Origin of the sequence: Salinirubellus litoreus (assembly GCF_037335815.1) — an archaeon.
In the GTDB taxonomy this organism is placed as follows: domain Archaea; phylum Halobacteriota; class Halobacteria; order Halobacteriales; family Haloarculaceae; genus Salinirubellus; species Salinirubellus litoreus.
Map to the genome: position 1 here is coordinate 1500940 of NZ_CP147841.1, position 22022 is coordinate 1522961.

Sequence of the window (22022 nt, forward strand, 5' to 3'; positions counted from 1 at the left end):
TTCAGATCGGGAGTCCGCTCCGGAGGAGGTAGAGCGCGAACATCCCCACGACGAGCGTCCAGAGGACGCTCCCCGTCCGCCAGGCGACGACGGCGGCGACCCCTCCGGCGAGCAGCCGGTCGTTGCCGGGACCGACGGCGAGCGAGCCGTCGACGAGCAGGAACGAGGGGAGGACGAGCGCGGCGAGCACCGCGGGCGGGACGTACCGAAGCGCGCTCCGGACGTTCGGGGGGACGCCCTCGGCGCTCGCGAACGCCTCGATGAACGAGAGCCTGAGCGCGAGCGTCACGAGACCGAGACCGACGACGAGCGCCCAGAGCGCGGGGGAGAGCGAGACCACTACGACCACCCCCGTTCGGCGAGGAGGCCGGCCGCGACGCCGACGAGCGACCCGACGAGGAGGCCGAGTTCGAGCGGGAGCCCCGCGCCGGCGACGGCGGCGATCCCACCGACCCCCGCGGCGGCGGCCGACGGACGGTCCTCGATCGTCGGGGCCAGCAGCGCGAGGAAGAGCAGCGGCGTCGCGAACCCCACGTTCAGCTCGGGTGGGAGGCTCGTCCCGACGAGGATGCCAAGGAGGGTCCCGCCCTGGTAGGCGAACCACATCGGGACGGCCGCGCCGACGTAGTACCACGCGGCTCGACGGGGGGAGCGCTCGGCGAACGCCCCGACGGTGAGGGCGTAGACGGGATCCGTGAGGAGGTAGCCGAACGTCCAGCGCGAGCGACGGTGGAGCGTCCGGAGGTGCTGGGCGAGCGAGGCGCTGTACATCAGGTAGCGGAGGTTGATGACGAGCCCGGTGAGCCCGACGACCGCCAGCGGCGCTCCGCGCCCCAGGAGGTCGAAGACGGCGAGCTGGGCCGCGCCGGTGTAGATGAGGAGGGACGCCCCGACGGCGGCCGTCGCCGGGACGCCCGCCTCGACCGCGGCCGCCCCAACGACCACCCCGAACGGGAGTTCGGTCAGCAGCAGGGGGACGACGTCCCGGAGCCCGGCGACGAGGTCCGAACGCGAGACGTCCATACGGTCGGGGTCCGACGGTCCCCGCATGAAGGTTGGGAAACCAGGTACCCGCGGGAGCAGGTGGGGGGCGGTCGCGGGTGAACGACGGGCCTCACCCCGACAGCGAGACCACGACCGTCCCGACGACGACGGCGGCCGCGGCGACGACGAGCCGCGGGGTCACCCGTTCGAGCCCGCGCGGGAGGAAGACGGCCGAGAGCCCCACCACGAGGAGCGGTGCGGCCTGGAGGATGGGGACGACCACGACCACGGGCGCGACGGCCAGCGCCGCGAAGTAGCCGACCAGCGCGAGCGTCCCGGCGACGCCCGCGCCGAGGTACCATCGGAGGTTCGCGTCCCCGCGCACGCCAGAGAGCGACCCACGGGACGGGAGGCCGTCCCGGGCGACGACGAAGGCGGCGTAGCCGACCGCGGCCGCGGAGAGCATCACCGCCAGGCCGACGAACGTGGGCGTCCCCGCGGCGAAGCCGAGTTTGAGGAGGATGGGCTCGACGCCGAGCGCGAGCGCCGCCAGCACGGGGAGCAGGAGGTACGCCCCCGCATCGGCGAGCGACCCCGGGGCCTCCTCGCGGGCCGTCTCGCGCGAGATGACCGCCACCGCCCCGACGATGAGCAGGATGCCAGCGAGGTGCGGTCCCGTGAGCGTCTCGTCGAGGAAGACGACGGCGAGCAGCGCGGAGACGAGCGCGGTCGAGGAGACGACGGGGGCGGTCCGCGAGGCCCCGATAGTCCGGGTGGCCTCGAACTGGGCCACGCGAGAGAGGACCGACCCGGCGATTCCCGCGCCCGCGAACGCCGCCACGGATCCGAGCGTGAGCCCGTAACCGGGGTAGTAGAGCACCGCTACGGCGGGGACGACGAGGGCGACGTTACAGGCGAGCGAGACGAGCATCGCCCCCGTGACCGATCCCGTCCGGGTGCCGAGCCTGATGAACACGTACTGACCCGCCCAGCCGAGGGCGGCGAGGGCGGCGAGGAGCGCGCCGGCGGCGACTCCCGGGAACGCGAGCGACACGACCGGGACTCTCCGGGCCGGTACTTGGCCCTGTGGATCCTCCCCCGCTCGGCCCCGCGGAGGGGACGACGACCCGACGACGACCGACCGTCCCGGCACGAGACCGAACGTTGATACCCCGGCCCGCCGCCCGCCGGGGTATGTCAATCGACCGGATCGGCGTCCACGACTCGACCGGCATCGACTTCCCGTTCGAGGCGTTCGCCGGAGAACTCGCGGGCGTCGGACCGGAGGTCGTCCCCGTCGACGGCGTCGAGGGCGGCGAGGACTCGGGAGCCGCCGACCCGGCGACCTGCGACGCGTTCGTCACGTTCACCCACCAGCCCCACCTGCTGGAGACCGATCCCGGATGGATCCACACGACCCAGGCCGGTGTCGACGGGTTCCCGCTCGACGCCTACGAGTCCCGTGGGACGATCCTGACGAACAGCACCGGCCTGCACGGCGACAGCGTCGGGGACACGACGATAGGGCTGATGCTGATGCTCGCACGGCGGCTCCACGAGTTCGCCGCCAACCAGCACGAGCGCGAGTGGCAGTTCCCCGAGTGGGACGCGGCGTTCACGCTCCCCGGCGAGCGGGTCTGTGTCGCCGGCCTCGGCACCGTGGGGAGCGCGGTCGCGAAGCGATGCGCCGCGCTCGGGATGGAGGTGGTGGGCGTCCGCCGCTCGCCCGAGCCGGTCGAGGGTGTCGAGCGGGTCTACCACCCCGACGAGTTCGAGGCGGCGATCGAAGGTTCCCGGTTCGTGGTGCTCTGTGTGCCGCTGACCGACGAGACACGGGGGATGGTCGGCGAGCGCGAACTCGAACGGATGCGGGACGACGCGTTACTCGTCAACGTCGCCCGCGGCGCGGTCGTCGACGAGGACGCGCTCGTCGCCGCGCTCCGCGAGGGGACCGTCGCGGGCGCGGCGCTCGACGTCTTCGAGACCGAGCCGCTCCCCGCCGATCACCCGCTCTGGGGGATGGACGAGGTGATCGTCACGCCACACGCCGCGGTGGCCAACTGGGGGTTCTACCGGGACGTCGCGGCGCTCGTCCGGGGGAACGTCGAGCGGCTGGTCGCGGGCGAGGAACCGCGGAACCGGGTGGTCTGAGCCCCGAACGGGCCGTTCCGTCGTGCCGACCATCGCAGCCCGTTCGCTTATGATCGTGCGCGGACAACACCTCGTGATGGAAGCGTCGAGGAAATCGCCCGGGCCGGCCGCGGACCGCGCCTTCAGGACCGGCGTCCGCGCCGCGGCCGCCGGGGCGCTCGCGGGCCTCGCCCTGCTCTACTGGTTCGAGGTGCTGTCGCCGTTCCTCGTCGGCGTGACGCTGGTCGTCCTCTTTCCCGTATACATGCTCGTCGTCGCGTCGGCCCTCAGCGTCTGGCTGGGGTACGACCGGAGCGCCGCCGACCTCCGGCGGGTCAGACGAACGGACGCCTCGCAGTCGATGCTGGAGCGCGAGTCGCCGTAGCCGGCCGCCGAACCCGGGACGACCCCCGGTCATTCCCCAGCCGATCCCGCCAGTGCCCCGACCAGCCCCGAGACGTTATCGACGGCCTCCTCGATCAGCCGGTCGCCCGTCTCGACCGTGGCGACCGTCGGGTCGCCGATGTGACCCGCCGGAGTGAGTTCGTCCATCCGGTCGGCCGAGAGCGCCCACCCGACTCTGTTGTCGCCGTAGGCGTCGTAGTCGGTGAGCGGCAGGGCGTTGTCGGGCGGGTCGACACGCTCGGCGCGGTCCATACGGACGAGTTCGGGGAACAGCGAGCGCATACAGGCCGTCTCGAACTCGGCGGCGTGGAACGACACCGCGCTCTCCCGGGATTCGCGGGCGGCGTCCTCGAAGACGGAGACGAGCGGGACGTGAAACGCCCGGAGATCGTGCTCGGTGGTGAGTTCCCGGACGACGATGTCGAGTTCGGGATCCTGGGCGAGGTAGTGCCCGTTGAGGAGGAGGACGCTCTCGACGCCCCACTCGCCCGCGGAGACACAGACGTCCCGGACGTAGCGCTGGAACGTCTCGCTCTCGACGGTGAACGTCCCCGGTTTGAACGTGTGGTGGGGGCTGACGCCGAACCAGATCGGCGGCGCGAGCAGACAGCCCGTCCGCTCCGCGACCCGCTCGGCTATCGCCTCGGGCATGTAGACGTCGACCCCCAGCGGGAGGTGGTGGCCGTGCTGTTCGGTGCTCCCCACCGGGAGGAGCATCGTCGAGGACCGCTCGACGGCGGCCTCGACCTCCGGCCAGGTCATCTCGGCGAGGCGGTAGGGCGGCTCGGGGTCGACGTCGGGTGCTCCGGTCATGATCGAAGCGGCGTGACGTGGCGGCTTAGTTCCCTCCCCGATCGGGAGCCCGGAGAGGCGCAACGGCGAACGGACGGGGGGACGGCCGGAGCGTAGCGCGTTATCGGAGACGCTCGCGGGGGCGAGGAGCCGGAAACCGTTCGACTATCGACGGCGATGGGAGGGAGTCTCCACCGGATCCGTGCCGCCGGCGTACCGGCCGAAGGCCTCTCTCCCCGCGCGTGTAGCAGGCGGACGAGCACGGCCCGTGGACCGACTGGCAGGGGGCGTCGGCGCTCGGCAGGGTGAACGGAGAGCTTAACAGCACGTCCGTCGATCCGGTGGATATGCCCGACGACGAGCGGTTCGAGGGCGCGACGGTCCGCAAGGCGGCGAACGTCTACTACGGCGGGCGGGTGACGAGCCGGGAACTCGACACCGCCGACGGGACGCACGTCTCGCTCGGGATCATCCTCCCCGGCGAGTACGAGTTCGAGACGGACGAGAACGAGGAGATCGAGCTGCTAGCCGGGAGCGCGACGGTCGAACTCCCGGACGGCTCGGAAATCGAGGTCGGCGTCGGTGAGTCGTTCTCCGTGCCGGGGGCGAGCCGGTTCGTCATCTCGACCGACGAGGTGGTCGATTACCTCTGCCGGTACGGCTGACTCGACCGGAGCAGGCCGGAGCGCGGTCCGGTGACTCTGCCGGAATCGTCGGGAAGTGGCAGTACCCGGTAGTCGTACCGGATAGGGGGCGCGGGTCTTGCATCCGAAGCCGTGCAGACGGTCTGTGACCGAACCACACGGAGATCGATCTCCGGACCAGGACCGAGACCGGCAGGATCTGTCGGTCGTGAGATTCGCGCCGTAGAGTGATCGAACGTCCGACAAATCTGTCTAAAAAGAATTATTTATATATACAGTATATATACTCGGGGGTCGTCCGTAGCGTGAGGTTCGTAATGTCTTCAAAACACGTCACGGCTGAAGCGGACGTCCGAGCTGCATCCGACCAGTTCTACAGCGCACTGGAAGAGATGGCGAACGGGGACGCCGGTTCCATGGCGGACATCTGGTCACACGAGGACGACGTGACGACCATGCACCCGATCGGTGGACGGGAGGAGGGCTGGGACGCCGTCAGGGAGTCGTGGGAGGGAGTCGCGTCATCGAGTGCGGATGGTACGGTCACTCGCACGGACCAGATAATCCGCGTCATCGGCAACAGTGCGTACGAACTCTGCACCGAGTCGGCGTCGATGACCTTTGGGGCCGAACCGATCTCCCTGGAAGGCCGGGCGACCAACGTCTACCGGAAGGAGAACGGCGAGTGGAAAGTCGTCCACCACCACGCCGATCTCGACACCGAGTTCGCCGAGAAAGTGGCGAACATGGGCGCCTGAGCGACCCACGAACGCTCGACGTGCCGATTCGACGACCGTGCCGCCCTACCGAGTAGATAGCATGTATTCACCGTCGAGTCGTGACGGAGCCTCCACAGTCGGTGGCGGCCGTGCTAGATGCACCCTCCACCCCCTGTATGCAGCAGACGTCTCCTATAGTAGCGTTCGGAACCGATGAGACGCTCCGGACGGGGCGTTCCACCTACCTGTGAGTACGGACTTCGAAACGCTACTGTAACGGACTCCGAATAGATCGATGGAAGTTGTACCGCATACAGGGCGCGTCTACGGGGCGAGGTAAGTCCTCACGCTACCGGTGGCGATGAAGCGCGGATCGATCGTGAAGAGTGCAGTCGAAAGGATCGCTCCTCGAGGGGCCGATGTCACCCGATTCGCCGATGGTTCTTTAAAAGAAGAAATCAACGGAATGGGTACGTAGTCAGCCAGCAATTTTCGATCGTAATGAGTGAGTGGGCTGTTCGTGAGACGACTGACCTGGTCGCCGAGCTTCGCCGTCAGCGGAAGCTTACTCCGGAGCAGGAAACCGAGCTTCAGGTACTGATCGAGAAGGGGCACGCTGACCTCGCACTCGATATTCTGACAGCTATAATGTGACTACGATCGATCCGGGAACGTGCCACGGGCTTCCAGCGACTCGGTGTATGCTGTGCACATACTCCGCATGAAGCGGACAACCCATATCGCCCAGTCGTGTCGGGGGAGCGATCAGACGGTAGACGGGTAGGCGACGGGTCAGACGTTGTCCGCGGGGAGGCCGTGACCCGTCGAATCGTCCTCGAAGCGCGAGAGCGAGAAGAACGAGGCGTCCACGAGGTCGGTTCCCCCGTCGACGACCAGATCACGGAGGATGCGCCCCACCGCGGGGCCGTGTTTGAACCCGTGTCCCGAGAAGCCACACGCGAGGAAACACCCCGACGGACCCGCCTCGTCGACGACGAAGTCGTGGTCGGGGGTCACGGAGTAGACCCCGCAGTACCGTCCTCTGACCCCCGCTTCGGCGAGTTCGGGGATCGACCCGGCGACGAGGTCGGTGAGTTCGAGCAGCGTCGACTCGTCGGGGGCCCCGTCGTAGTCGTCGGGATCCACCTCCTCGGTGTAGCGGTGCGTGGCGACGAGGACGCCCCCGCCGAAGTCCGGCCGGAGGTACCACTCCCCGCCGGGCACGCTCGTCGTGGGCGTGAGGTCGGGGTACGCCTCGACGTACGACTCGGGGGGATCGAGTACGATCACCTGCTCGCGGGTTGGGGTGATCGGGACGTCGACGCCGACCGTCTCGGCGAGCCGGGGCGTCCACGGCCCGGCGGCGACGACGACCGACTCGGAGTCGACGCGACCCGCGTCCGTCTCGACGCCGACGACCCGACCGTCCTCGGACTCGATGGACTCGACGGAGATCCCGGTGACGACCGTCGCACCCGCCTCGCTCGCGGCGCGGGCGAGCCCGCCCGCCGCGTCGGTCCCGTCCGAGTACCCCGCGCTGTCGTCGCTCACGGCGAAGTCGAACTCGTCGAGGCCGTCGTACATCGGGTATCGTCCGTCAAGTTCCTCGCCCTCGTAGCGCGTGACCGGCAGCCCCTCCTCGCGGAGCACCCGCTCGCCGGCCGCGACGTACTCGGCACCGTCGGTCCCCTCGGCGGCGAACCTGACCAGCGGGCTCTCGGCGTGGGCGAGCGGCTGGCCGGTCTCGGCCTCGAACTCGCGGTAGAAGCGGTGGCTCCACTTCGCCATCCGCGTGTAGATCGCGTCCGGACCGTAGTGGTGTCTGAGGATCGCCGAGGAGTCGCCGGTCGACCCCGCCGCGATGCCGTCGCGCTCGACCAGCGCGACGTCTAGATCGCTCTCGGTCGCGAGGAAGTACGCCGTCGCGGTCCCGACGATCCCCCCGCCGACCACGAGGACGTCGGTCCGCTCGGGGAGTCCGGGTCCCGTTTCCATGGCCGGGGTACGGACGATCCCGGATTGAGGCTTTCCCTCCGGGTCGGCGGCTCGGTCACCGAATCCCGGTCGCCGAGGACGTGTGGCCCCGGCGTACGGGATCGCCCGACACCGCCGGTCCGGTCGATCACGCGCCCCTTTTCCCACCGGGACCAGAAGGGTCCGTATGGGACGGCTAACAGACGGCGTCACACGACTCGTATCCGCCGCTCGGACCGTCCACGCGGAGGAGCTACGGTACCCGGCTGCCGCGCTCGCCTACTACGGGTTCGTCTCGTTCGTCCCCCTGCTACTGCTGGTGTTCGTCCTCCTCGGCGAGCGGCTCGCCGGCGAACTGGGGCAGGCGGTCCCCCAGTTCCTCACCCCGTCGGTTCAGGAGCTGGTCCAGCGGTCGCTGACGACGGCGTCCGGTCGGACCGGCGCGGGAGCGCTCGCCGCCCTCGTCCTGCTCTGGAGCGGCGTCAACGTCGTCGACGACGTCCGCACGGTCGTCGAGCGGATCGAGGGATCCGTCGGGAGTTCGCTCCGCCACTGGGTTCGCGACGCCACGGTCATCCTCGGCGCGCTGGTGCTGGCGATCCTCGCGGTCGTCGCCACGACCACCCTGCTGGATCTGCCCGCCGCCGGCCCCCTCTTCGGCCTGGTCGGGTTCGCCGTCCTGTGGGTCGTCCTCGCGGTCGCGTTCGTCCCGCTGTACTACGTCCCGTCGAGCGTGGTCACCTCGCCGACGGGGGCGATCCCCGGAGCCGTCGTCGCCTCGTTCGGCTGGGCCGCCCTCCAGACCGGGATCCAGTTCTACGCCACGCACGCCGGTCGGTACGCCGTCTACGGGACGCTCAGCGGCGTCATTATCCTGCTCACCAGCCTCTACATCGCCGCCGCTCTCCTGCTGACCGGCATCGTCGTCAACGCGGGCGTCGCCGCCGGACCGGACCACCGTCGGGAGTGACGCTGCACCGTCGCGCGATGGGCCCCGGCGGCCGGCGGGAGAGTTACCTCTCGTCGCCGGCGAGCGCTGGCCGTCCCGTAGGTGAACTTTGATACCTGTTGGCACCCTGTCGGGGTGTATGGACGACGCCGAGACCGCCGGGAACGACGCGTCCGCCGGCATCTACGCCCGCGAATCGGAGTACCTGGGGCGGTACGTACAGATAGGCGTCGCGGGCGGTCGCCTGCTCTCGCTCTCCTTCCCGGAGTCGGCCGACCCCGGAGCCGACGACGACCACGAGCTACTCGACCGCATCTTCGCCTACCTCGAGGGGAAACGCGACGGGTTCCGGGACGTGGCCGTCGCGCTCGCGGCGGCGACCGCCGACCACCACATCCTCACCGCGGTCCGGGAGATACCGTACGGCGAGCAGGCGAGCGTGAAACAGGTCGCCCGGATGGCCGACCTCGACCCCGAGGACGGGGACGACCTCCAGCGGGTCAGACAGGCGCTCGACGACAACCCCACCCCGCTCGTCGTCCCCGACCACCGGGTACGGGACGGCCCCTCGGCGGCCCCGCCGGTGATCGAACAGCGCCTCCGCTCGGTCGAGGGGCTGTAGGTGAACGGTCGCTCGAAGGCGCTGCTCGTCGTCCTCGCGCTGTTGCTCCCCGCCGCGATCCTCTGGGGGTTCGTCGCCGGGGTCGCCGATCCGGGGGCGGGCGGCGAGCCGACGGCTACCTACGAGGTCCGCAACGAGGAGGGGACGCTGGCGGTCACGCAGGTCTCCGGGCGCGTCCGGACCGGAACGCTCGCCGTCCTCGTCGACTCCGGAGGGGAGGTCTCCCGGCAGATCTGGGTCGCCCCCAACGGGACGGGCTACGACAACGGCGGCCGCGGCCACCCGGTCGGTCCCGGTGACCAGTTCGTCTTCTTCGCCGACCTCTCGCCGGGTGATACCGTCCGGGTCGTCTGGACCGACGGGGACGAGCGGACGATGCTGGCCGAGGAGACCATCGGCGGGACGCCGACGGCGACGGGATGACCGAGGGACCGTCGGGCGATCACCGCCCGGCTCGTACTACTCGTAGACGCGCTGTCCCGTCCGGTTGGCCTCGACGAACTCCCAGTCGTACTCGACACCCAGCCCCGGGCCGTCCGGGAAGCCGACGGTCCCGTCGTCGTCGATGCTGTCGAGCTGGTCGGTGTAGTCATCGGCGTAGATCGGCGGCGTCGTGTTCGGCGTCTTCGGGCCGACCAGCGACATCTCGTAGTAGTTCGTGTTGCGGATGGCCGCGAGACACTGTCGCTGTGCGGGCCCGGGCGCGTGGAACTCGATGTCGAGTCCGAAGCTCTCGGCAGCCCGGGCGCGCTTTATCGCGCCCGTGATCCCCGCGTCGTACTCGGGGTCGGCCCGCACGAAGTCGGTCGCCTCGTTGGCGACGAAGTCCGTGGTCGGCTCCAGCCCGCGGACGTGCTCGGTCTGGAGGATCGGCGTGTCGAGCATCTGGCGGAGCTTGCGGTGGCTGTGCTGGGAGATACCCCCGTCGCGGTAGGGGTCCTCGTACCAGAAGAACTCCTGTTCGTCACACGCGCGACCGACACGTACCGCGTCGCCGAACGTCTCGAGCTGACACGCCGGGTCGAGCATCAGCTCCATCTCGTCGCCGACCCGCTCGCCCACCGCATGGACGGTGTCGACGGTCCGCTGGGTGCTCCGCCACTGGCCGCCCCAGGGGTGGATCTTGAACGCCCGGTAGCCCATGTCGAGACACTCCTCGGCGAAGTCCGCGTAGTCCTCGGGCGTCTCGAGCCCCCCGTTCATGTCCCCGAAGTACGTCGAGGCGTACGCGGGGATCCGGTCGCGGTAGGTCCCGATCAGTTCGTGGATGGGCGCGTCGTGGTACTTGCCGGCGAAGTCCCACAGCGCGATGTCGATGGGACCCATCCCCATCCGGTCGTACTTGCGCAGTGCGCGCTTGAGTTCCGACCAGTGGCGCTCGCGCTTCAGCGGGTTCTTTCCCACGAGGTAGTCCGCGACCTGATTCAGCTCGGCCATCCCCGGGGAGTTCCCGCCGACGTACTCGCCGACGATCCCCTCGTCGGTGTGGACCTGCACGCCGAAGAGGTGCCGGTCGAGGGAGTTCCCCGGGTCGTACACCATGTGGAAGCCGTCGGGGGTCGGCCCCTGGTCCTCCAGCCCGTAGGCGAACTCGGTCGTGACGATCTTCGTGATGCTCGGTGGCATACGGGTCGCGGCGAGGGCTGGATTAAAAGCCTGCCGCTCGTCCGTGGTTCACCCCGCCGACGAGCGGCGGGGAGCCTCGTACCGCAGGAACTCGACGGCGTTGACCAGGTAGTGCGCGACGGCGACGACGACCAGCGATCCGGTGAGGACGAACGCCGCCGCGAGCACGAACCCCAGCAGCCCGGTGACGGCGATCCCCGCCGGCCCCTGTGCGCCGTGGCCGACGGCGAACGCGATCGACGAGAGCACCGCGAGCAGCCAGGGCGAGACGCCGAAGCCGACGGCGAACGCCCCGATCAGGGTCGCCCGGAAGAGGAGCTCCTCGACGACGGCGACGGTCGGCAGCGCCACCCCCAGCAGGAGTAGCCACCCGCGGCGCGTCTCGGGGCTGAGCAGCTCCCGTAGCTCCGTCCCCGCGGCGTATCCGAACCGCCCGGCGACGGCGACGCCGACCGCGTTCGCCCCCGCGAGCACGAGCCCGAGGGCGAGCCCCCAGGCCAGCGCGGGCACCCCGGTCGCGAGCGGCGCGCTACCGAGGCCGAGCGCTTCGAGCGGCACCTCCGTGTACCACGCGCCGACGACGAGGACGAACCCGAACAGCCCCTGCGAGAGCGCGACGTTGACGAGCAGGGCGCCCCCGGAGAGCGGCTCGGACCGACCGGTGGGGGTGGTCGCGTCACCGGTGTCGAGGTGGTCGGCACCGTCGGGCAGCCCCGAGAGCCACGCCCGCTCGGCGGGCGTGATCGTCGGGCCGACGTAGCTCTGGGAGGCACGAGCGAGGACGAGAAGCAGCGCGAGGAGTGCGACCGCGATCCCGGTGAACGCGGCCCAGTCGGTCACCGTACTACCTTACTGCGGCGACGGTGAGCCCGAACGGCCGACCTGCCGGTCCAGCGCGGACCCGGTGATGTTCTTGAGGCGGTCGACGAGCGAGTCCTTCTCGGGCTCGCCCGCGAGCGCGACCTCCAGCACCTCCGAGATGTGCGTGACCGGGATGATCTCGACCATGTCCTTGTACTCGTCCTCGATCATGACGTCCTGCTCGTTGGCGGCGGGAATGATGACCCGGTCGAGGCCGGCCTTCGCGGCGGCCTCGATCTTGTGGGTCACGCCCCCGACGGGGAGGACGTCCCCGCGGACCGAGAGCGAGCCGGTCATGGCGATGTTCTGCTCGACGGGGACGTTCTCCAGCGCCGAGATGACCGCCGTCGCGACCGTGACGGAGGCCGAGTCGCCCTCGACGCCCTCGTAGGACTGGACGAACTGGATGTGGATGTCCTTCTCGGAGATGTCCTCGTCGGAGAACTTCTTGATGATGGCCGAGACGTTCTGGACGGCCTCCATCGCGATCTCCTGGAGTTTGCCCGTGGCGATGACCTCGCCCGGTCCCTGCGAGGGGGTGACCTCGGCCATGACGGGCATGACGATGCCGGAGTCCTCGCCCATGACGGCGAGCCCGTTGACGCGGCCGACGACCTCGCCCTGGTTGACGTTCAGCTCGTAGTCCTTGCGGCGCTCGATGTAGTCGTCGGCGAGCTGCTGCTCGATCGAGCGCGAGCGGCGCTTGGCCTGCAGGACGTGCTCGCGGGTGGTCTCGGGGGCGTCCTCGGCGCGGGCGATGTCGCCCGCGACCCGGACGAGCCCGCCGAGGTTCCGGAGTTCGAGCGTGAGGTGGCCTTTCCGGCCCGAGCGGCGCTGGGCCTCGAGGATCACTTCCTCGAGGGCGTCCTTGTTGAAGTGGGGGAGCCGGCCGTCCTTGGTGACCTCCTGGGCGACGAACCGGGCGTACTTCCGGCGCATCTCGGGGGTGTCCTCGATGGTGTCGTCCATGTACACCTCGTAGCCGTAGCCCTTGATGCGCGAGCGAAGCGCCGGGTGCATGTTCTCCATGGCGTCGAGGTTCCCGGCGGCGACCATCACGAAGTCCGTCGGGACGGGCTCGGTCTGGACCATCGCGCCCGAGGAGCGCTCGGACTGGCCCGTGATGGAGAACTTCCCCTCCTGGATGGCCGTCATCAGCTTCTGCTGGGAGCGGATGTCGAGCGTGTTGATCTCGTCGACGAACAGCACGCCCTTGTTGGCCTTGTGGATGGCCCCCGCCTCCACGCGGTCGTGGCTCGGGGTCTCCATCCCGCCGGACTGGAACGGGTCGTGCCGGACGTCCCCCAGGAGCGCGCCGGCGTGGGCACCGGTGGCGTCCTCGAAGGGAGCGGTCTGGCGGCCCGCGTTGTTGACGAGGAGGTTCGGGATCATCGCGTCCGAGCCCCGCGAGGAGTAGCGGAACGCGAGGTAGATGACACCCGCGGCGAGGATGCCGAGCAGGAGCTGCTGGGCGATCAGCAGCGAGTAGCCGAACACCACCGCGATGATGATCCACATGAGGAACGAGCGCATCTGGTTGCGCTTTCGGGCCTCCTCCTTGTGGGCCTCGACGATCTGTTCACCCTTGCCGGCGGGGACGGTGCGGACCTTCGGCTCGTTGCCGTCGTCGGGGTTGTGGTAGACGAGGATGTCCTGGAGCTCCTCGCGGGGGAGGAGCTGTGACATGGCCTTCGCCAGCATCGACTTCCCGGTCCCGGGCGAGCCGATCATCATGACGTGGCGGCGCTGTTTGGCCGCCTTCAGGATGATGTCCCGGGCGTGGTCCTGGCCGATGACCTGATCGACGAGCCGGTCGGGGACCTCGATGTCGCTGGTGGTCTCGATCTCGAGACCGCCGAGGAGGTTCTCCTCCTCGTCGGGGTCGTAGTCGGCACCTGGCCCGACGTCGACGTCGCTCCCGAGGTCATCCCCCGGAGAGACGTCTTCGGGGTCCGCCGGCGGGCCCGTCGGCGAGTTGCTGTTGTCCCGGCCGTTGTCGCTCGGACCGGGTCTGTCGTCTGGATTCACGTCGTCGCTCATAGAACCGTTTCTTCGTTATCGAGGAAGGCCCTTCGACTGATATACTTTCTCCCTGTATCTGCCCGGGAGACCCCTCCAAACCACGCGACCGCGCCGTGTCTGACGCGTGTCCAGTTTCGCGGGGGCTGAGCCAGGGGAGTTATAAAAGACGCCCCCGACACACCCGCCATGACACGGGGGTTCTACATCGGGCGGTTCCAGCCCTACCACCAGGGCCACCACGAGATGGTCCGTCGCATCGCCGAGGAGGTCGACGAGCTCGTCCTCGGCATCGGGAGTGCCGATCAGTCACACACGAGCCGCAACCCGTTCACCGCCGGCGAGCGCATCATGATGATCACGAAGGCCACCCTCGACACCGACCTGGTCACCTACGCGGTCCCCATCGAGGACCTCAACCGGAACTCGGTGTGGGTGAGCCACGTCCAGTCGATGTCGCCGACGTTCGACGTCGCCTACTCCAACAATCCCCTCGTCGTCCGGCTGTTCGAGGAGGCCGGCGTCGAGGTCCGACAGTCCCCCATGTTCCGACGCGAGGAGTGGGAGGGGACCGAGGTCAGAGAGCGCATGATCCGGGGGACCGACTGGGAGTCGCTCGTCCCCGCCGAAGTCGCCGAGGTCATCCGTGAGAGCGGCGGAATCGATCGAATCCAGCAGATCAGCGAGACGGACACGAACGGCGACGTCGCCGACCAGTAGGTGAACGCGTTGATCACGCTGAGTTCCGACTTCGGCTGGCCGTACCCCGCCGCGATGAAGGGCGTCCTCCTCTCCGCGACCGACGCCCGACTCGTCGACGTGACACACGAGTTCCCCCGACAGGACGTCCGTGCAGCCGCCTTCTGGCTCCGGGAGGTGCTCCCCTGGTTTCCCCCCGCAGTTCACCTCGTGGTCGTCGACCCCGGCGTCGGCACCGACCGCGCCGCCCTCGTCGTCCGCGCGGGCGAACACGTCCTCGTCGGCCCGGACAACGGCGTCCTCCTCCCGGCCGCGCGGCGACTGGTCGAGCGAACCGAGGGGGTGGAGGGGATCGAGGTCTTCGAGGTGGCCTACGACAGCCCCGAGTCGAACACGTTCCACGGACGCGACGTGTTCGCCCCCGCCGCCGCCCGCGTCCACGAGGCCGGTCACGGGAGCCTCGAATCGCTCGACTGCGTCTCCCCGATCGGCGACTACGAGGACCTGACCTTCCCCGAGCCCGCGGTCGGTGAGGACGGGGCGGACGGGGAGGTGCTGGTCGTCGACGGCTTCGGCAACGCCGTCACGAACGTTCCTGGTGCCGTCCTCGACGATCGGTACGGGGAACCGATCCGCGCGAACGACGCGGAGGCGACGGCCGTCCGCGCCTACGCCGAGGTGAGCCCCGGGGATCGAGCCGTGACGGTCGGGAGCCACGGGAACGTCGAACTCGCCGTCAACCGGGGACGGGGGGACCGGGCGTTCGACGTCGAGCCGGGCGACCCTGTGTGCCTCTCCTGGTAGCTCCGGACCCGTCCGGGAGGTCGGTGTGGACGTCCGATCGGGCACGCCCCCTCGCGTGATCCACGGGCGCGGACCCGAACCCCTTTGACCGGTGGCCCGCCTAAGCGGGGTAATGGCGAAGTGCGACGTGTGCGGCACGAGCGTCGACCTGCCGTACAACTGTCGGCGGTGTGGGGGGAGCTACTGTTCCGAACACCGCCTCCCCGAGAACCACAACTGCACCGGGCTGAACGAGTGGAACGACCCCGACGGGGTGTTCGACTCGGGGTTCGACGACAGCGTCGACAACCGCGGCGGGCGCTCCTCGGATCTACGCGACCGCCTCTCGCCGAACACCGGACCGGGCGGGGTCCTCGGCTACTTCCGCGGCAACGTCTCCTACCTCTTCCTCGCGATCATCCTCGTGGTGTTCGTCCTCGAACACGTCGTGGCGATCCTCTTCGGCGGGGAGGCGTTCCGGACGCTGTTCGTTCTCACCTCCGCGAACCCCGAGTACGTCTGGACCTGGGTCACCTCCGTCTTCTCCCACCAGCCGTTCACGTTCGTCCACATCTTCGGGAACGGCATCGTGCTGTTCTTCTTCGGACCCGTGGTCGAGCGACAGATCGGCTCGAAGCGGTTCGCCCTGCTGTTCGTCCTGACCGGGATGCTGGCGGGACTGGGACAGATCGGGCTCGGGTTCCTCCTCGGCGAACCCGTCTCGGGCGTCCTCGGGGCCAGCGGTGCCATCCTCGCCATCATGGGTATCCTGACCGTCCTGAACCCGGGCATGAAGGTCTACCTCTACTTCGTCCTCCCCGTCCCGATCTGGCTGCTCACGTTCGGCTACGCCGGGATCTCCGTGTTCGGCGTCCTCGCGGCGGACCAGAACGTCCTCGGCAACGTCGCCCACGGCGCACACCTCATCGGCCTCCTCCTGGGCCTCGCGTACGGCCAGCGCGTGAAGGAGAAGGTCCGCTCACCGTCGGACATCCAGTTCGGTCGCGGCGGCGGCGGGATGGGCGGCCCCGGCCGGGGTCGCTTCTGATGGCTCTGGAGGTCCCCCCGGACCGCGAGCGGTTCGTCCCCGACGCCTCGCTCTCGCGGACGGAGATGGAGGAACTCCAGCGCGACCTCGCCGAAGTAGCGCGGTTCGAGGACGACTTCGAGTTCGACCCCGAGCGGGTCGGCACCACGAGCGGGCCGCTGGTCGCCGGCGTCGATCAGGCGTTCCTCACGAACGAGGACCCCGAGCGGGTGGTGAGCGCCGTCGTCGTCCTCCGCGGGGACGCTGTGGTCGAGCGGGTCCACGCCGTCACGACCCTCTCGATCCCCTACACACCGGGGCTGCTCACGTTCCGCGAGGGCGAATCGATACTCGCCGCGCTGGCCGAACTCGAGACCGATCCCGACCTCCTGCTGTTCGACGGGTCGGGGCGGATCCACTTCCGCGAGGCCGGCCTCGCGACTCACACCGGCGTCCTCGTCGACTACCCCTCCGTGGGAGTGGCGAAATCGCTGCTCTGTGGCGATCCCCGTGAGCCGGTCGACGAGCTCCCGGAGGGCGCGCGGGTGGCCATCGAAGCCGACGGTCGGATGGAGGGGGTCGAACACGGGACGGTCGTCGGGTACGCCTACCAGTCCCGGCAGTACCCCGACTCGAAGCGTATCAACCCGCTGTACATCTCGCCGGGCCACCGCGTCGCGGCGGGGACCGCGGTCGACCTCGTCGAGCGGAGCGGCGGCGAGTACAAGCTCCCCGAGCCCACGAGGCTCGCGGATGCCTACGCCGACGAGGTCAAGCGGGAGATACAGGGACGAAACCGGTAGACAGTGCCCGTACGGTCGTTTTCGAGCCGGGCTACCGGGGGACGGTGCCGGTGGGGCTTTCAAGGCGTTCGCTGTCATCGAACCGGCCCGGTGCGTCCGAAGGGAACCCCGACCCGGCGAGCGAACGGGAAACCACTATCACCACCCCGGCCGACCCCCGGAGCATGAGCGAGACGGTCGGACCGCGCAAGACGGTCCTGATAACGGGGTGCTCCTCGGGCGTCGGGCGGGCGACCGCCGAGGCGTTCCTCGACGACGACTGGAAGGTGTACGCCACCGCGCGGAACCCGGCGGACATCGAGACGCTGGGAGAGCGCGAACACTGCGACGTCAACACGCTCGACGTGACCGACCGCGAGGACGCCGAGCGCGTCGCCTCGCGGATGATGGAACGGGACGGCCGCATCGACGCGCTCGTGAACAACGCCGGCTACGGCCAGCACGGCCCCCTGGAGGACGTCACGGACGACATGCTCCACCGCCAGTTCGACGTGAACGTCTACGGACCCCACCGTCTCGCACGGGCCGTCCTCCCACACATGCGCGAGGCGCGCGACGGCACCATCGTCAACGTCTCCAGCGTGGCCGGTCGGGTCGCCGCACCCGGGATGGGCGCGTACGCGGGCTCGAAACACGCCGTCGAGGGGATGAGCGACACTCTCCGGACCGAGGTCGAGCCGTTCGGCGTCGACGTCGTCGTCGTCCAGCCGGGCCCCGTCGAGACGTCGTTCCGCGACCGGGTCGGCGACGAACTCGAGGCCGGCCCCCGCACCGAGGCCTACGAGTCGGTCTACGAGTTCCAGGAGGACGCCACGCTCGTCGGTGGCGAGAGTCCGTTCGCCATCCCGCCCGAGGCGGTCGCCGAAACGATACTGGAGGCGGCGGTCTCGCCCGACCCGCAGTCACGCTACCCGGTGGGTCGGTTCGCCGAACTCTCGCTCAACGCCCGGTTCCTCCCGGACGGGCTGCGCGACGCCGCCTTCTCGATACTCCGAAAGCTCCCGTGACCGCCATGTTCGAAAACCGCGAAACCCACGCCCGGTCACCCGCTCACGAACTCGCGCTCGACTGCCTCGCGGCCGGTATCGAGGCCGCCCAGCCGGAGGTGGCGGTCGCGCGCCACCTCTCGCTCTCGGCGGACGGCGAGACCCTCGACGTCATGGGGGAGACGTACGATCTCGGGAACTACGATCGGGTGCTCGTCCTCGGCGGGGGGAAGGCCGCCGGCGGGCTGGCCCGCGCACTCCGTGACCTCCTCGGCGACCGCATCGACGGCGGTGCGGTGGTGCTCGACGCACCGGCCGACCTCACGGTCGAGGTCCACGTCGGCGGCCACCCGGTTCCCGACGAGGGGTCGGTCGCGGGCGCGCGGCGACTGCTCGAACTCGCCCACGACGCCGACGAGCGGACGCTCGTCCTCGCGCCGATCACGGGGGGCGGATCGGCGCTGCTGGCCGCCCCCGTCGAGGGCGTCTCGCTGGAGGAGCTCCGGACGGTCACGGAGTCGCTGCTGGCCTCGGGGGCGAGCATCGACGAGATGAACGCCGTCCGCAAGCACTGCTCGGCGATCAAGGGCGGCGGGCTGGCGCGGGCCTGCGGGGACGCGACGGTGGTCGGCCTGCTCGTCAGCGACGTCGTCGGCGACGACCCCGCGGTCGTGGCGAGCGGCCCGACCGTCCCCGACTCATCGACGTTCGCCGACGCGCGGGCCGTCCTCGACCGCTACGGGATCGACCCGCCCGACTCGATCGACGAGCGGATCGACCGCGGCGTCGAGGGGGGCGTCGAGGAGACGCCGAACCCCGGGGACGCCCTCTTCGAGCGCGTCTCGAACCACGTTCTCGTCGGGGGTCACACGGCGATCGAAGCGGCCCGTGAGGTGGCCGAGGAGCACGATCACGGGACGAGGCTGCTCTCGGCGAGGCTCCGCGGCGAGGCGGCGGAAGCCGGGCTGACCCACGTCGCCGTCGCCGAGGAATCGCTCGACACCGGCGAGCCCGTGACGATTCCGGGGGTCGTGCTCTCGGGCGGCGAGACGACGGTGACGCTCGGCGACACCTACGGGGAGGGCGGCCCGAGCCAGGAACTCGCACTCCGGGCGGCCATCGAGCTCCCCGAGGGCGCGGTGCTGGCGAGCGTCGATACGGACGGGCGGGACGGCGGATCGGACGCGGCGGGCGCGCTCGTCGACGCCTCGACCGTCGAGGACGCCGACGAGGCCCGCGACGCGCTCGCCCGGAACGACGCCGGCTCCTACCTCGGCTCGCGCGGAGCGCTCCTCCACTCCGGGCGGACGGGGACGAACGTCAACGACCTCCGGGTGCTGGTCGTCTCCGGCTGAACCGACCATCGACCCCCGACCGGCCGACGGACGTTCGCCGGTTCGGACGGATCGGACGGCGGGTCGCGAGCTTTTTCTCGCCCGGTCACGAAGGTCCGGCGTGGATCTCGGGCACTTCACGGACGTCTCCGGGTTCGGGAGGCTGGAGTGGATCGTCCTCGGCCTCCACGGCGTCGTCGGCGTGCTGTTCCTGACCGCCGCGGGCCTGACGGTCGCCAGCGGCGGTCCCCTCTACGGAGCGGGCCTCCAGGCGCTCATCGGCCTCATGGTCGCCGCCCTGGGACTCGTCGTCGCCCAGGTCGCCCGCGACCGCTAGTCCAGACAGGCCGCGACGACGCGCAGCGTCTCCTCGCCCCGTACCTCGTCGGCGAACAGCGGGACGCGCTTGACATCGACCCCCCGAAAGAGGTCCTGCGCCCGCGAGAGCGCCCCGCGCTGGACCTCCCAGCGTCGCTTGCAGAACGCACAGGAGTCGAGGTCCGGCGCGACGAACCAGTCCGTTTCCACCCCCGAGACGTCGGCGAGGTCCTGCATGACCCGGTTGACGACGATGGTCCCGACGGGGATGCCGAACCGTCCGAGCCGCTCGACCAGCCGCTCGGATTCGACGACGCTCATCTCCTCGGGTACCATCACGACCCGGAAGTCCGTCCGGCCGGGGTCGCGCAGGGCGTCGCGGAGCCGTTCGACCCGCCTCGATAGCTCGCGGAGGTCGTCGAGCCCCCGTTCCATCTCCTCCTCACCGCCGCCGAACATCCCCGTCACCGAGCCCATCATCCCGGAGAGCCGCTCGCGAAACGAGAGCAGCCGGCCGACCATCGAGTCCATGACGTCCGGGAGTTCGAGCAGCCGGAGGGTGTGGCCGGTCGGCGCGGTGTCGACGACGACTCGCTCGAACCGGTCGTCGTCGAGGTACTGGAGGAGCAACTGGACGGCGGCCGCCTCGTCCGCCCCCGGCATCGGTCCCGAGAGCGGGTCGCCAGGGGTCTCGTTCGGAGCGTTGGCCCCGCCGCCGGGTCCCCCCTCGCCGTCGGCGAACGGGTCGTCGCTACCGCCGAGCGGGCCGCCGTCCCCGCCGAGTAGCCCACCGAGCCCACCGAGCCCGTCGACGTCCATCTCGCCGCCGGCGAACGGCCCCTCCTGCATCGCCTCGGGATCGATCTCGACGCCGTAGAGCGGGTACTCCTCGTGGATACGGCCGGGCTCGGTGGGTACGTCGGTGCCAAGCGAGTCGGACAGCGAGTGTGCGGGGTCCGTCGAGACGACGAGCGTGGCGGTCCCGTCCCGGGCGGAGGCCAGCGCCGTCGCCGCCGCCATCGTCGTCTTCCCGACGCCGCCCTTCCCGCCGTAGAGGACGTACTCCGGGGCGTCGACCCCCCGTGGGACGTCCGCGTCGTCGAGCGACTCGACCGCCTCGACGTGCAGGTCACTCATCGGCCGGGGTTCGCAGTCCGGACACCTGTACCCGTCGGTCACGGCCGAGGGTTCGAGAGGGATGACGCGTCCATCCGTTCCCGGGCGTCGGTCCCCGTCGATCCCCGTCGATCCGGCCGAAGCGAACGGGGATCGGGGTCGTCCACCGGAGAGTGGCGACGACCGTCAGTCCGCGTAGCCGCACCGCCGCGCGGCCGAATCAGCGTCCGAGACGGGACAGTAGGCCCGACGCCCCGGAGCGAGCGAGTTCGGCCCCGCAGGCGTGACACGCCTCGTCGCGAGGACCGTTCAGCGTCCGGCAGTCGGGACACTGCTCCATCTTCCCTCGACGACGCATCCGCCGGGCCAGCCGACCGTCGAGGTCGGGATCGAGGTCCGACGCGTCGAGCGCAGGGAGGCCGACCGCCGCGGGCGTTCCCGGCCGGGCCGCCCGGTCCGGGTCGGCGTCCCGCATCCGCCGGTCGAGGCGGTTGATGAGTTCGTCGTCGCGCATCCGCATGAGGAGTCGCCAGAGCCCGAGGTACATCGCCGTGGGCGTCACGACCATCACGGCGGTGAGCGCGGCGTCCACCACGGGACCCATACACACGCGACGGTGCACGCGGACTTCAGTGTCTCGGCGGCGTCAATGCTCGTGTGGCGGGCATGGGATTCATGTCCGACTCGCCCGGTGTGCGTGTATGTACCAGTTCGCGGCGGAGCCGCCCGTCGAGGAGCGGCTAGGTGAGGCGCTCCGCGAGCGCGGGGAGACGATCGCCGTCGCCGAGTCGGCTACCGGCGGGCTCGCCGGGTCGCTCCTCACGGACGTCCCGGGATCGAGCGACTACTTCGACCGCGCGGTCGTGACCTACTCCTACCGGGCGAAGCGGGCGCTGCTCGCCGTCCCCCGGGAGGACCTCGACGAGCAGGGGGCGGTGAGCGAACCGGTCGCCCGACGGATGGCCGCGGCCGTGCGCGACACCGCCGACACGACCTGGGGTGTCGCGACCACCGGGGTCGCCGGTCCCGAGGGCGGTACCGAGGGGAAGCCCGTCGGGACGGTCTTCGTCGGGGTCGCCTTCGCCGGTGAGTGGGGAACCGGCACCTCCGAGACCGCGGTCGAGCGCTACGAGTTCGACGGCGACCGGATCGAGTGCAAGGAGCGGTTCGCCCGACAGGCGCTCGGGGACTGTCTCGCGGCCGTCGAGCGGCGCGGATAGCTCGACAGAAC

At 70.1% G+C, this 22022-nt stretch carries 26 protein-coding genes; 16 read left to right on the forward strand and 10 right to left on the reverse strand.

From position 1 onward, the window contains the following. Position 1: 1 nt before the first annotated feature. The 3 genes from WDJ58_RS07250 to WDJ58_RS07260 form a co-directional block, all read right to left on the reverse strand. Positions 2-340, reverse strand: a complete 339-nt coding sequence (locus WDJ58_RS07250; RefSeq protein ID WP_338916983.1) for an AzlD domain-containing protein — start codon at positions 338-340, stop codon at positions 2-4. Then, complete coding sequence (locus WDJ58_RS07255) at positions 340-1050, reverse strand: AzlC family ABC transporter permease (protein ID WP_380660435.1); 711 nt, start codon at positions 1048-1050, stop codon at positions 340-342. The genes WDJ58_RS07250 and WDJ58_RS07255 overlap by 1 nt, the downstream gene beginning before the upstream one ends. A gap of 64 nt (positions 1051-1114) precedes the next feature. Further along, on the reverse strand, positions 1115-2038 hold the full coding sequence (locus WDJ58_RS07260) for an EamA family transporter (RefSeq protein ID WP_338916985.1): 924 nt from the start codon (positions 2036-2038) through the stop codon (positions 1115-1117). Positions 2039-2178: 140 nt separating this feature from the next. Here WDJ58_RS07260 and ddh point away from each other — a divergent pair, with 140 nt between their 5' ends. Both ddh and WDJ58_RS07270 read left to right on the forward strand, forming a co-directional pair. Continuing rightward, positions 2179-3135, forward strand: coding sequence for a D-2-hydroxyacid dehydrogenase (ddh, locus tag WDJ58_RS07265; RefSeq protein ID WP_338916986.1), 957 nt, complete (start codon positions 2179-2181; stop codon positions 3133-3135). Positions 3136-3211: 76 nt separating this feature from the next. After that, positions 3212-3499 carry a hypothetical protein gene (locus tag WDJ58_RS07270; protein ID WP_338916987.1) on the forward strand — a complete coding sequence of 96 codons (288 nt, stop codon included), beginning with the start codon at positions 3212-3214 and terminating at the stop codon, positions 3497-3499. A gap of 29 nt (positions 3500-3528) precedes the next feature. On the opposite strand, the gene WDJ58_RS07275 is transcribed toward WDJ58_RS07270, so the two are convergent. Next, on the reverse strand, positions 3529-4332 hold the full coding sequence (locus WDJ58_RS07275) for a creatininase family protein (protein WP_338916988.1): 804 nt from the start codon (positions 4330-4332) through the stop codon (positions 3529-3531). A 326-nt stretch (positions 4333-4658) separates the two neighbouring features. On the opposite strand from WDJ58_RS07275, the gene WDJ58_RS07280 reads away from it, so the two are divergent. The 3 genes from WDJ58_RS07280 (at position 4659) to WDJ58_RS07290 (ending at position 6328) form a co-directional block, all read left to right on the forward strand. Beyond that, the gene (locus WDJ58_RS07280) at positions 4659-4976 is read left to right on the forward strand and encodes a pyrimidine/purine nucleoside phosphorylase (RefSeq protein WP_338916989.1); all 318 of its coding nucleotides are present in this window, start codon (positions 4659-4661) and stop codon (positions 4974-4976) included. 206 nt (positions 4977-5182) lie between these two features. Continuing rightward, on the forward strand, positions 5183-5713 hold the full coding sequence (locus tag WDJ58_RS07285; RefSeq protein WP_338916990.1) for a YybH family protein: 531 nt from the start codon (positions 5183-5185) through the stop codon (positions 5711-5713). Between the two features lie 462 nt (positions 5714-6175). Beyond that, positions 6176-6328, forward strand: coding sequence for a hypothetical protein (locus WDJ58_RS07290; protein ID WP_338916991.1), 153 nt, complete (start codon positions 6176-6178; stop codon positions 6326-6328). A 138-nt stretch (positions 6329-6466) separates the two neighbouring features. On the opposite strand, the gene WDJ58_RS07295 is transcribed toward WDJ58_RS07290, so the two are convergent. Continuing rightward, complete coding sequence (locus tag WDJ58_RS07295; RefSeq protein ID WP_338916993.1) at positions 6467-7669, reverse strand: NAD(P)/FAD-dependent oxidoreductase; 1203 nt, start codon at positions 7667-7669, stop codon at positions 6467-6469. A gap of 166 nt (positions 7670-7835) precedes the next feature. Between WDJ58_RS07295 and WDJ58_RS07300 the strand changes: the two genes are divergently transcribed. The 3 genes from WDJ58_RS07300 to WDJ58_RS07310 all read left to right on the forward strand — a co-directional run bounded on the left by WDJ58_RS07300 (position 7836) and on the right by WDJ58_RS07310 (position 9642). Further along, positions 7836-8618 carry a YihY/virulence factor BrkB family protein gene (locus WDJ58_RS07300; RefSeq protein ID WP_338916994.1) on the forward strand — a complete coding sequence of 261 codons (783 nt, stop codon included), beginning with the start codon at positions 7836-7838 and terminating at the stop codon, positions 8616-8618. A 118-nt stretch (positions 8619-8736) separates the two neighbouring features. Continuing rightward, positions 8737-9219, forward strand: coding sequence for an MGMT family protein (locus WDJ58_RS07305; RefSeq protein ID WP_338916995.1), 483 nt, complete (start codon positions 8737-8739; stop codon positions 9217-9219). Then, positions 9220-9642 (forward strand): hypothetical protein, encoded by a 423-nt coding sequence (locus WDJ58_RS07310; RefSeq protein WP_338916997.1) that lies wholly within the window; start codon positions 9220-9222, stop codon positions 9640-9642. It abuts the gene before it with no gap. A 36-nt stretch (positions 9643-9678) separates the two neighbouring features. Here the strand turns inward: WDJ58_RS07310 and WDJ58_RS07315 are convergent, their stop codons facing one another. Genes WDJ58_RS07315 through lonB form a run of 3 tightly spaced genes read right to left on the reverse strand, consistent with a single transcriptional unit; the run spans position 9679 to position 13746 of the window. Beyond that, on the reverse strand, positions 9679-10845 hold the full coding sequence (locus WDJ58_RS07315) for an enolase C-terminal domain-like protein (RefSeq protein ID WP_338916998.1): 1167 nt from the start codon (positions 10843-10845) through the stop codon (positions 9679-9681). 48 nt (positions 10846-10893) lie between these two features. Then, positions 10894-11685 (reverse strand): CPBP family intramembrane glutamic endopeptidase, encoded by a 792-nt coding sequence (locus tag WDJ58_RS07320; RefSeq protein WP_338916999.1) that lies wholly within the window; start codon positions 11683-11685, stop codon positions 10894-10896. Between the two features lie 9 nt (positions 11686-11694). Beyond that, positions 11695-13746 (reverse strand): ATP-dependent protease LonB, encoded by a 2052-nt coding sequence (gene lonB / locus WDJ58_RS07325; protein ID WP_338917000.1) that lies wholly within the window; start codon positions 13744-13746, stop codon positions 11695-11697. A gap of 168 nt (positions 13747-13914) precedes the next feature. On the opposite strand from lonB, the gene WDJ58_RS07330 reads away from it, so the two are divergent. The 7 genes from WDJ58_RS07330 (at position 13915) to WDJ58_RS07360 (ending at position 19694) form a co-directional block, all read left to right on the forward strand. After that, complete coding sequence (locus WDJ58_RS07330; protein WP_338917002.1) at positions 13915-14445, forward strand: nicotinamide-nucleotide adenylyltransferase; 531 nt, start codon at positions 13915-13917, stop codon at positions 14443-14445. Positions 14446-14454: 9 nt separating this feature from the next. Next, entirely contained in the window at positions 14455-15228 is a 774-nt protein-coding gene (locus tag WDJ58_RS07335; protein ID WP_338917826.1) for an SAM hydrolase/SAM-dependent halogenase family protein, read from the forward strand. Positions 15229-15340: 112 nt separating this feature from the next. Then, complete coding sequence (locus WDJ58_RS07340; RefSeq protein ID WP_338917003.1) at positions 15341-16255, forward strand: rhomboid family intramembrane serine protease; 915 nt, start codon at positions 15341-15343, stop codon at positions 16253-16255. Beyond that, the gene (locus tag WDJ58_RS07345) at positions 16255-17037 is read left to right on the forward strand and encodes an endonuclease V (RefSeq protein WP_338917004.1); all 783 of its coding nucleotides are present in this window, start codon (positions 16255-16257) and stop codon (positions 17035-17037) included. Before WDJ58_RS07340 ends, WDJ58_RS07345 begins: the two co-directional genes overlap by 1 nt. A 164-nt stretch (positions 17038-17201) precedes the next feature. Further along, positions 17202-18044 carry an SDR family oxidoreductase gene (locus WDJ58_RS07350; protein WP_338917005.1) on the forward strand — a complete coding sequence of 281 codons (843 nt, stop codon included), beginning with the start codon at positions 17202-17204 and terminating at the stop codon, positions 18042-18044. Positions 18045-18049: 5 nt separating this feature from the next. Beyond that, on the forward strand, positions 18050-19378 hold the full coding sequence (locus WDJ58_RS07355) for a glycerate kinase type-2 family protein (RefSeq protein ID WP_338917006.1): 1329 nt from the start codon (positions 18050-18052) through the stop codon (positions 19376-19378). A gap of 100 nt (positions 19379-19478) precedes the next feature. Beyond that, on the forward strand, positions 19479-19694 hold the full coding sequence (locus tag WDJ58_RS07360; RefSeq protein ID WP_338917007.1) for a hypothetical protein: 216 nt from the start codon (positions 19479-19481) through the stop codon (positions 19692-19694). On the opposite strand, the gene WDJ58_RS07365 is transcribed toward WDJ58_RS07360, so the two are convergent. Further along, positions 19691-20812 (reverse strand): ArsA family ATPase, encoded by a 1122-nt coding sequence (locus tag WDJ58_RS07365; RefSeq protein WP_338917008.1) that lies wholly within the window; start codon positions 20810-20812, stop codon positions 19691-19693. The genes WDJ58_RS07360 and WDJ58_RS07365 overlap by 4 nt on opposite strands. 199 nt (positions 20813-21011) lie before the next feature. After that, entirely contained in the window at positions 21012-21395 is a 384-nt protein-coding gene (locus WDJ58_RS07370) for a hypothetical protein (RefSeq protein WP_338917009.1), read from the reverse strand. A gap of 97 nt (positions 21396-21492) precedes the next feature. Here WDJ58_RS07370 and WDJ58_RS07375 point away from each other — a divergent pair, with 97 nt between their 5' ends. Next, complete coding sequence (locus WDJ58_RS07375) at positions 21493-22011, forward strand: CinA family protein (protein WP_338917010.1); 519 nt, start codon at positions 21493-21495, stop codon at positions 22009-22011. Positions 22012-22022 lie beyond the last annotated feature (11 nt).

Coding starts and splice junctions, on each gene's coding strand:
- WDJ58_RS07275 (WP_338916988.1), bottom strand. CDS start 4,332: ATGACCGGAGCACCCGACGTCGACCCCGAGCCGCCCTACCGCCTCGCC.
- WDJ58_RS07315 (WP_338916998.1), bottom strand. CDS start 10,845: ATGCCACCGAGCATCACGAAGATCGTCACGACCGAGTTCGCCTACGGG.
- WDJ58_RS07290 (WP_338916991.1), top strand. CDS start 6,176: ATGAGTGAGTGGGCTGTTCGTGAGACGACTGACCTGGTCGCCGAGCTT.
- WDJ58_RS07280 (WP_338916989.1), top strand. CDS start 4,659: ATGCCCGACGACGAGCGGTTCGAGGGCGCGACGGTCCGCAAGGCGGCG.
- WDJ58_RS07365 (WP_338917008.1), bottom strand. CDS start 20,812: ATGAGTGACCTGCACGTCGAGGCGGTCGAGTCGCTCGACGACGCGGAC.
- WDJ58_RS07330 (WP_338917002.1), top strand. CDS start 13,915: ATGACACGGGGGTTCTACATCGGGCGGTTCCAGCCCTACCACCAGGGC.
- WDJ58_RS07340 (WP_338917003.1), top strand. CDS start 15,341: ATGGCGAAGTGCGACGTGTGCGGCACGAGCGTCGACCTGCCGTACAAC.
- WDJ58_RS07300 (WP_338916994.1), top strand. CDS start 7,836: ATGGGACGGCTAACAGACGGCGTCACACGACTCGTATCCGCCGCTCGG.
- ddh (WP_338916986.1), top strand. CDS start 2,179: ATGTCAATCGACCGGATCGGCGTCCACGACTCGACCGGCATCGACTTC.
- lonB (WP_338917000.1), bottom strand. CDS start 13,746: ATGAGCGACGACGTGAATCCAGACGACAGACCCGGTCCGAGCGACAAC.
- WDJ58_RS07370 (WP_338917009.1), bottom strand. CDS start 21,395: ATGGGTCCCGTGGTGGACGCCGCGCTCACCGCCGTGATGGTCGTGACG.
- WDJ58_RS07305 (WP_338916995.1), top strand. CDS start 8,737: ATGGACGACGCCGAGACCGCCGGGAACGACGCGTCCGCCGGCATCTAC.
- WDJ58_RS07345 (WP_338917004.1), top strand. CDS start 16,255: ATGGCTCTGGAGGTCCCCCCGGACCGCGAGCGGTTCGTCCCCGACGCC.
- WDJ58_RS07350 (WP_338917005.1), top strand. CDS start 17,202: ATGAGCGAGACGGTCGGACCGCGCAAGACGGTCCTGATAACGGGGTGC.
- WDJ58_RS07355 (WP_338917006.1), top strand. CDS start 18,050: ATGTTCGAAAACCGCGAAACCCACGCCCGGTCACCCGCTCACGAACTC.
- WDJ58_RS07375 (WP_338917010.1), top strand. CDS start 21,493: ATGTACCAGTTCGCGGCGGAGCCGCCCGTCGAGGAGCGGCTAGGTGAG.
- WDJ58_RS07255 (WP_380660435.1), bottom strand. CDS start 1,050: ATGCGGGGACCGTCGGACCCCGACCGTATGGACGTCTCGCGTTCGGAC.
- WDJ58_RS07295 (WP_338916993.1), bottom strand. CDS start 7,669: ATGGAAACGGGACCCGGACTCCCCGAGCGGACCGACGTCCTCGTGGTC.
- WDJ58_RS07270 (WP_338916987.1), top strand. CDS start 3,212: ATGGAAGCGTCGAGGAAATCGCCCGGGCCGGCCGCGGACCGCGCCTTC.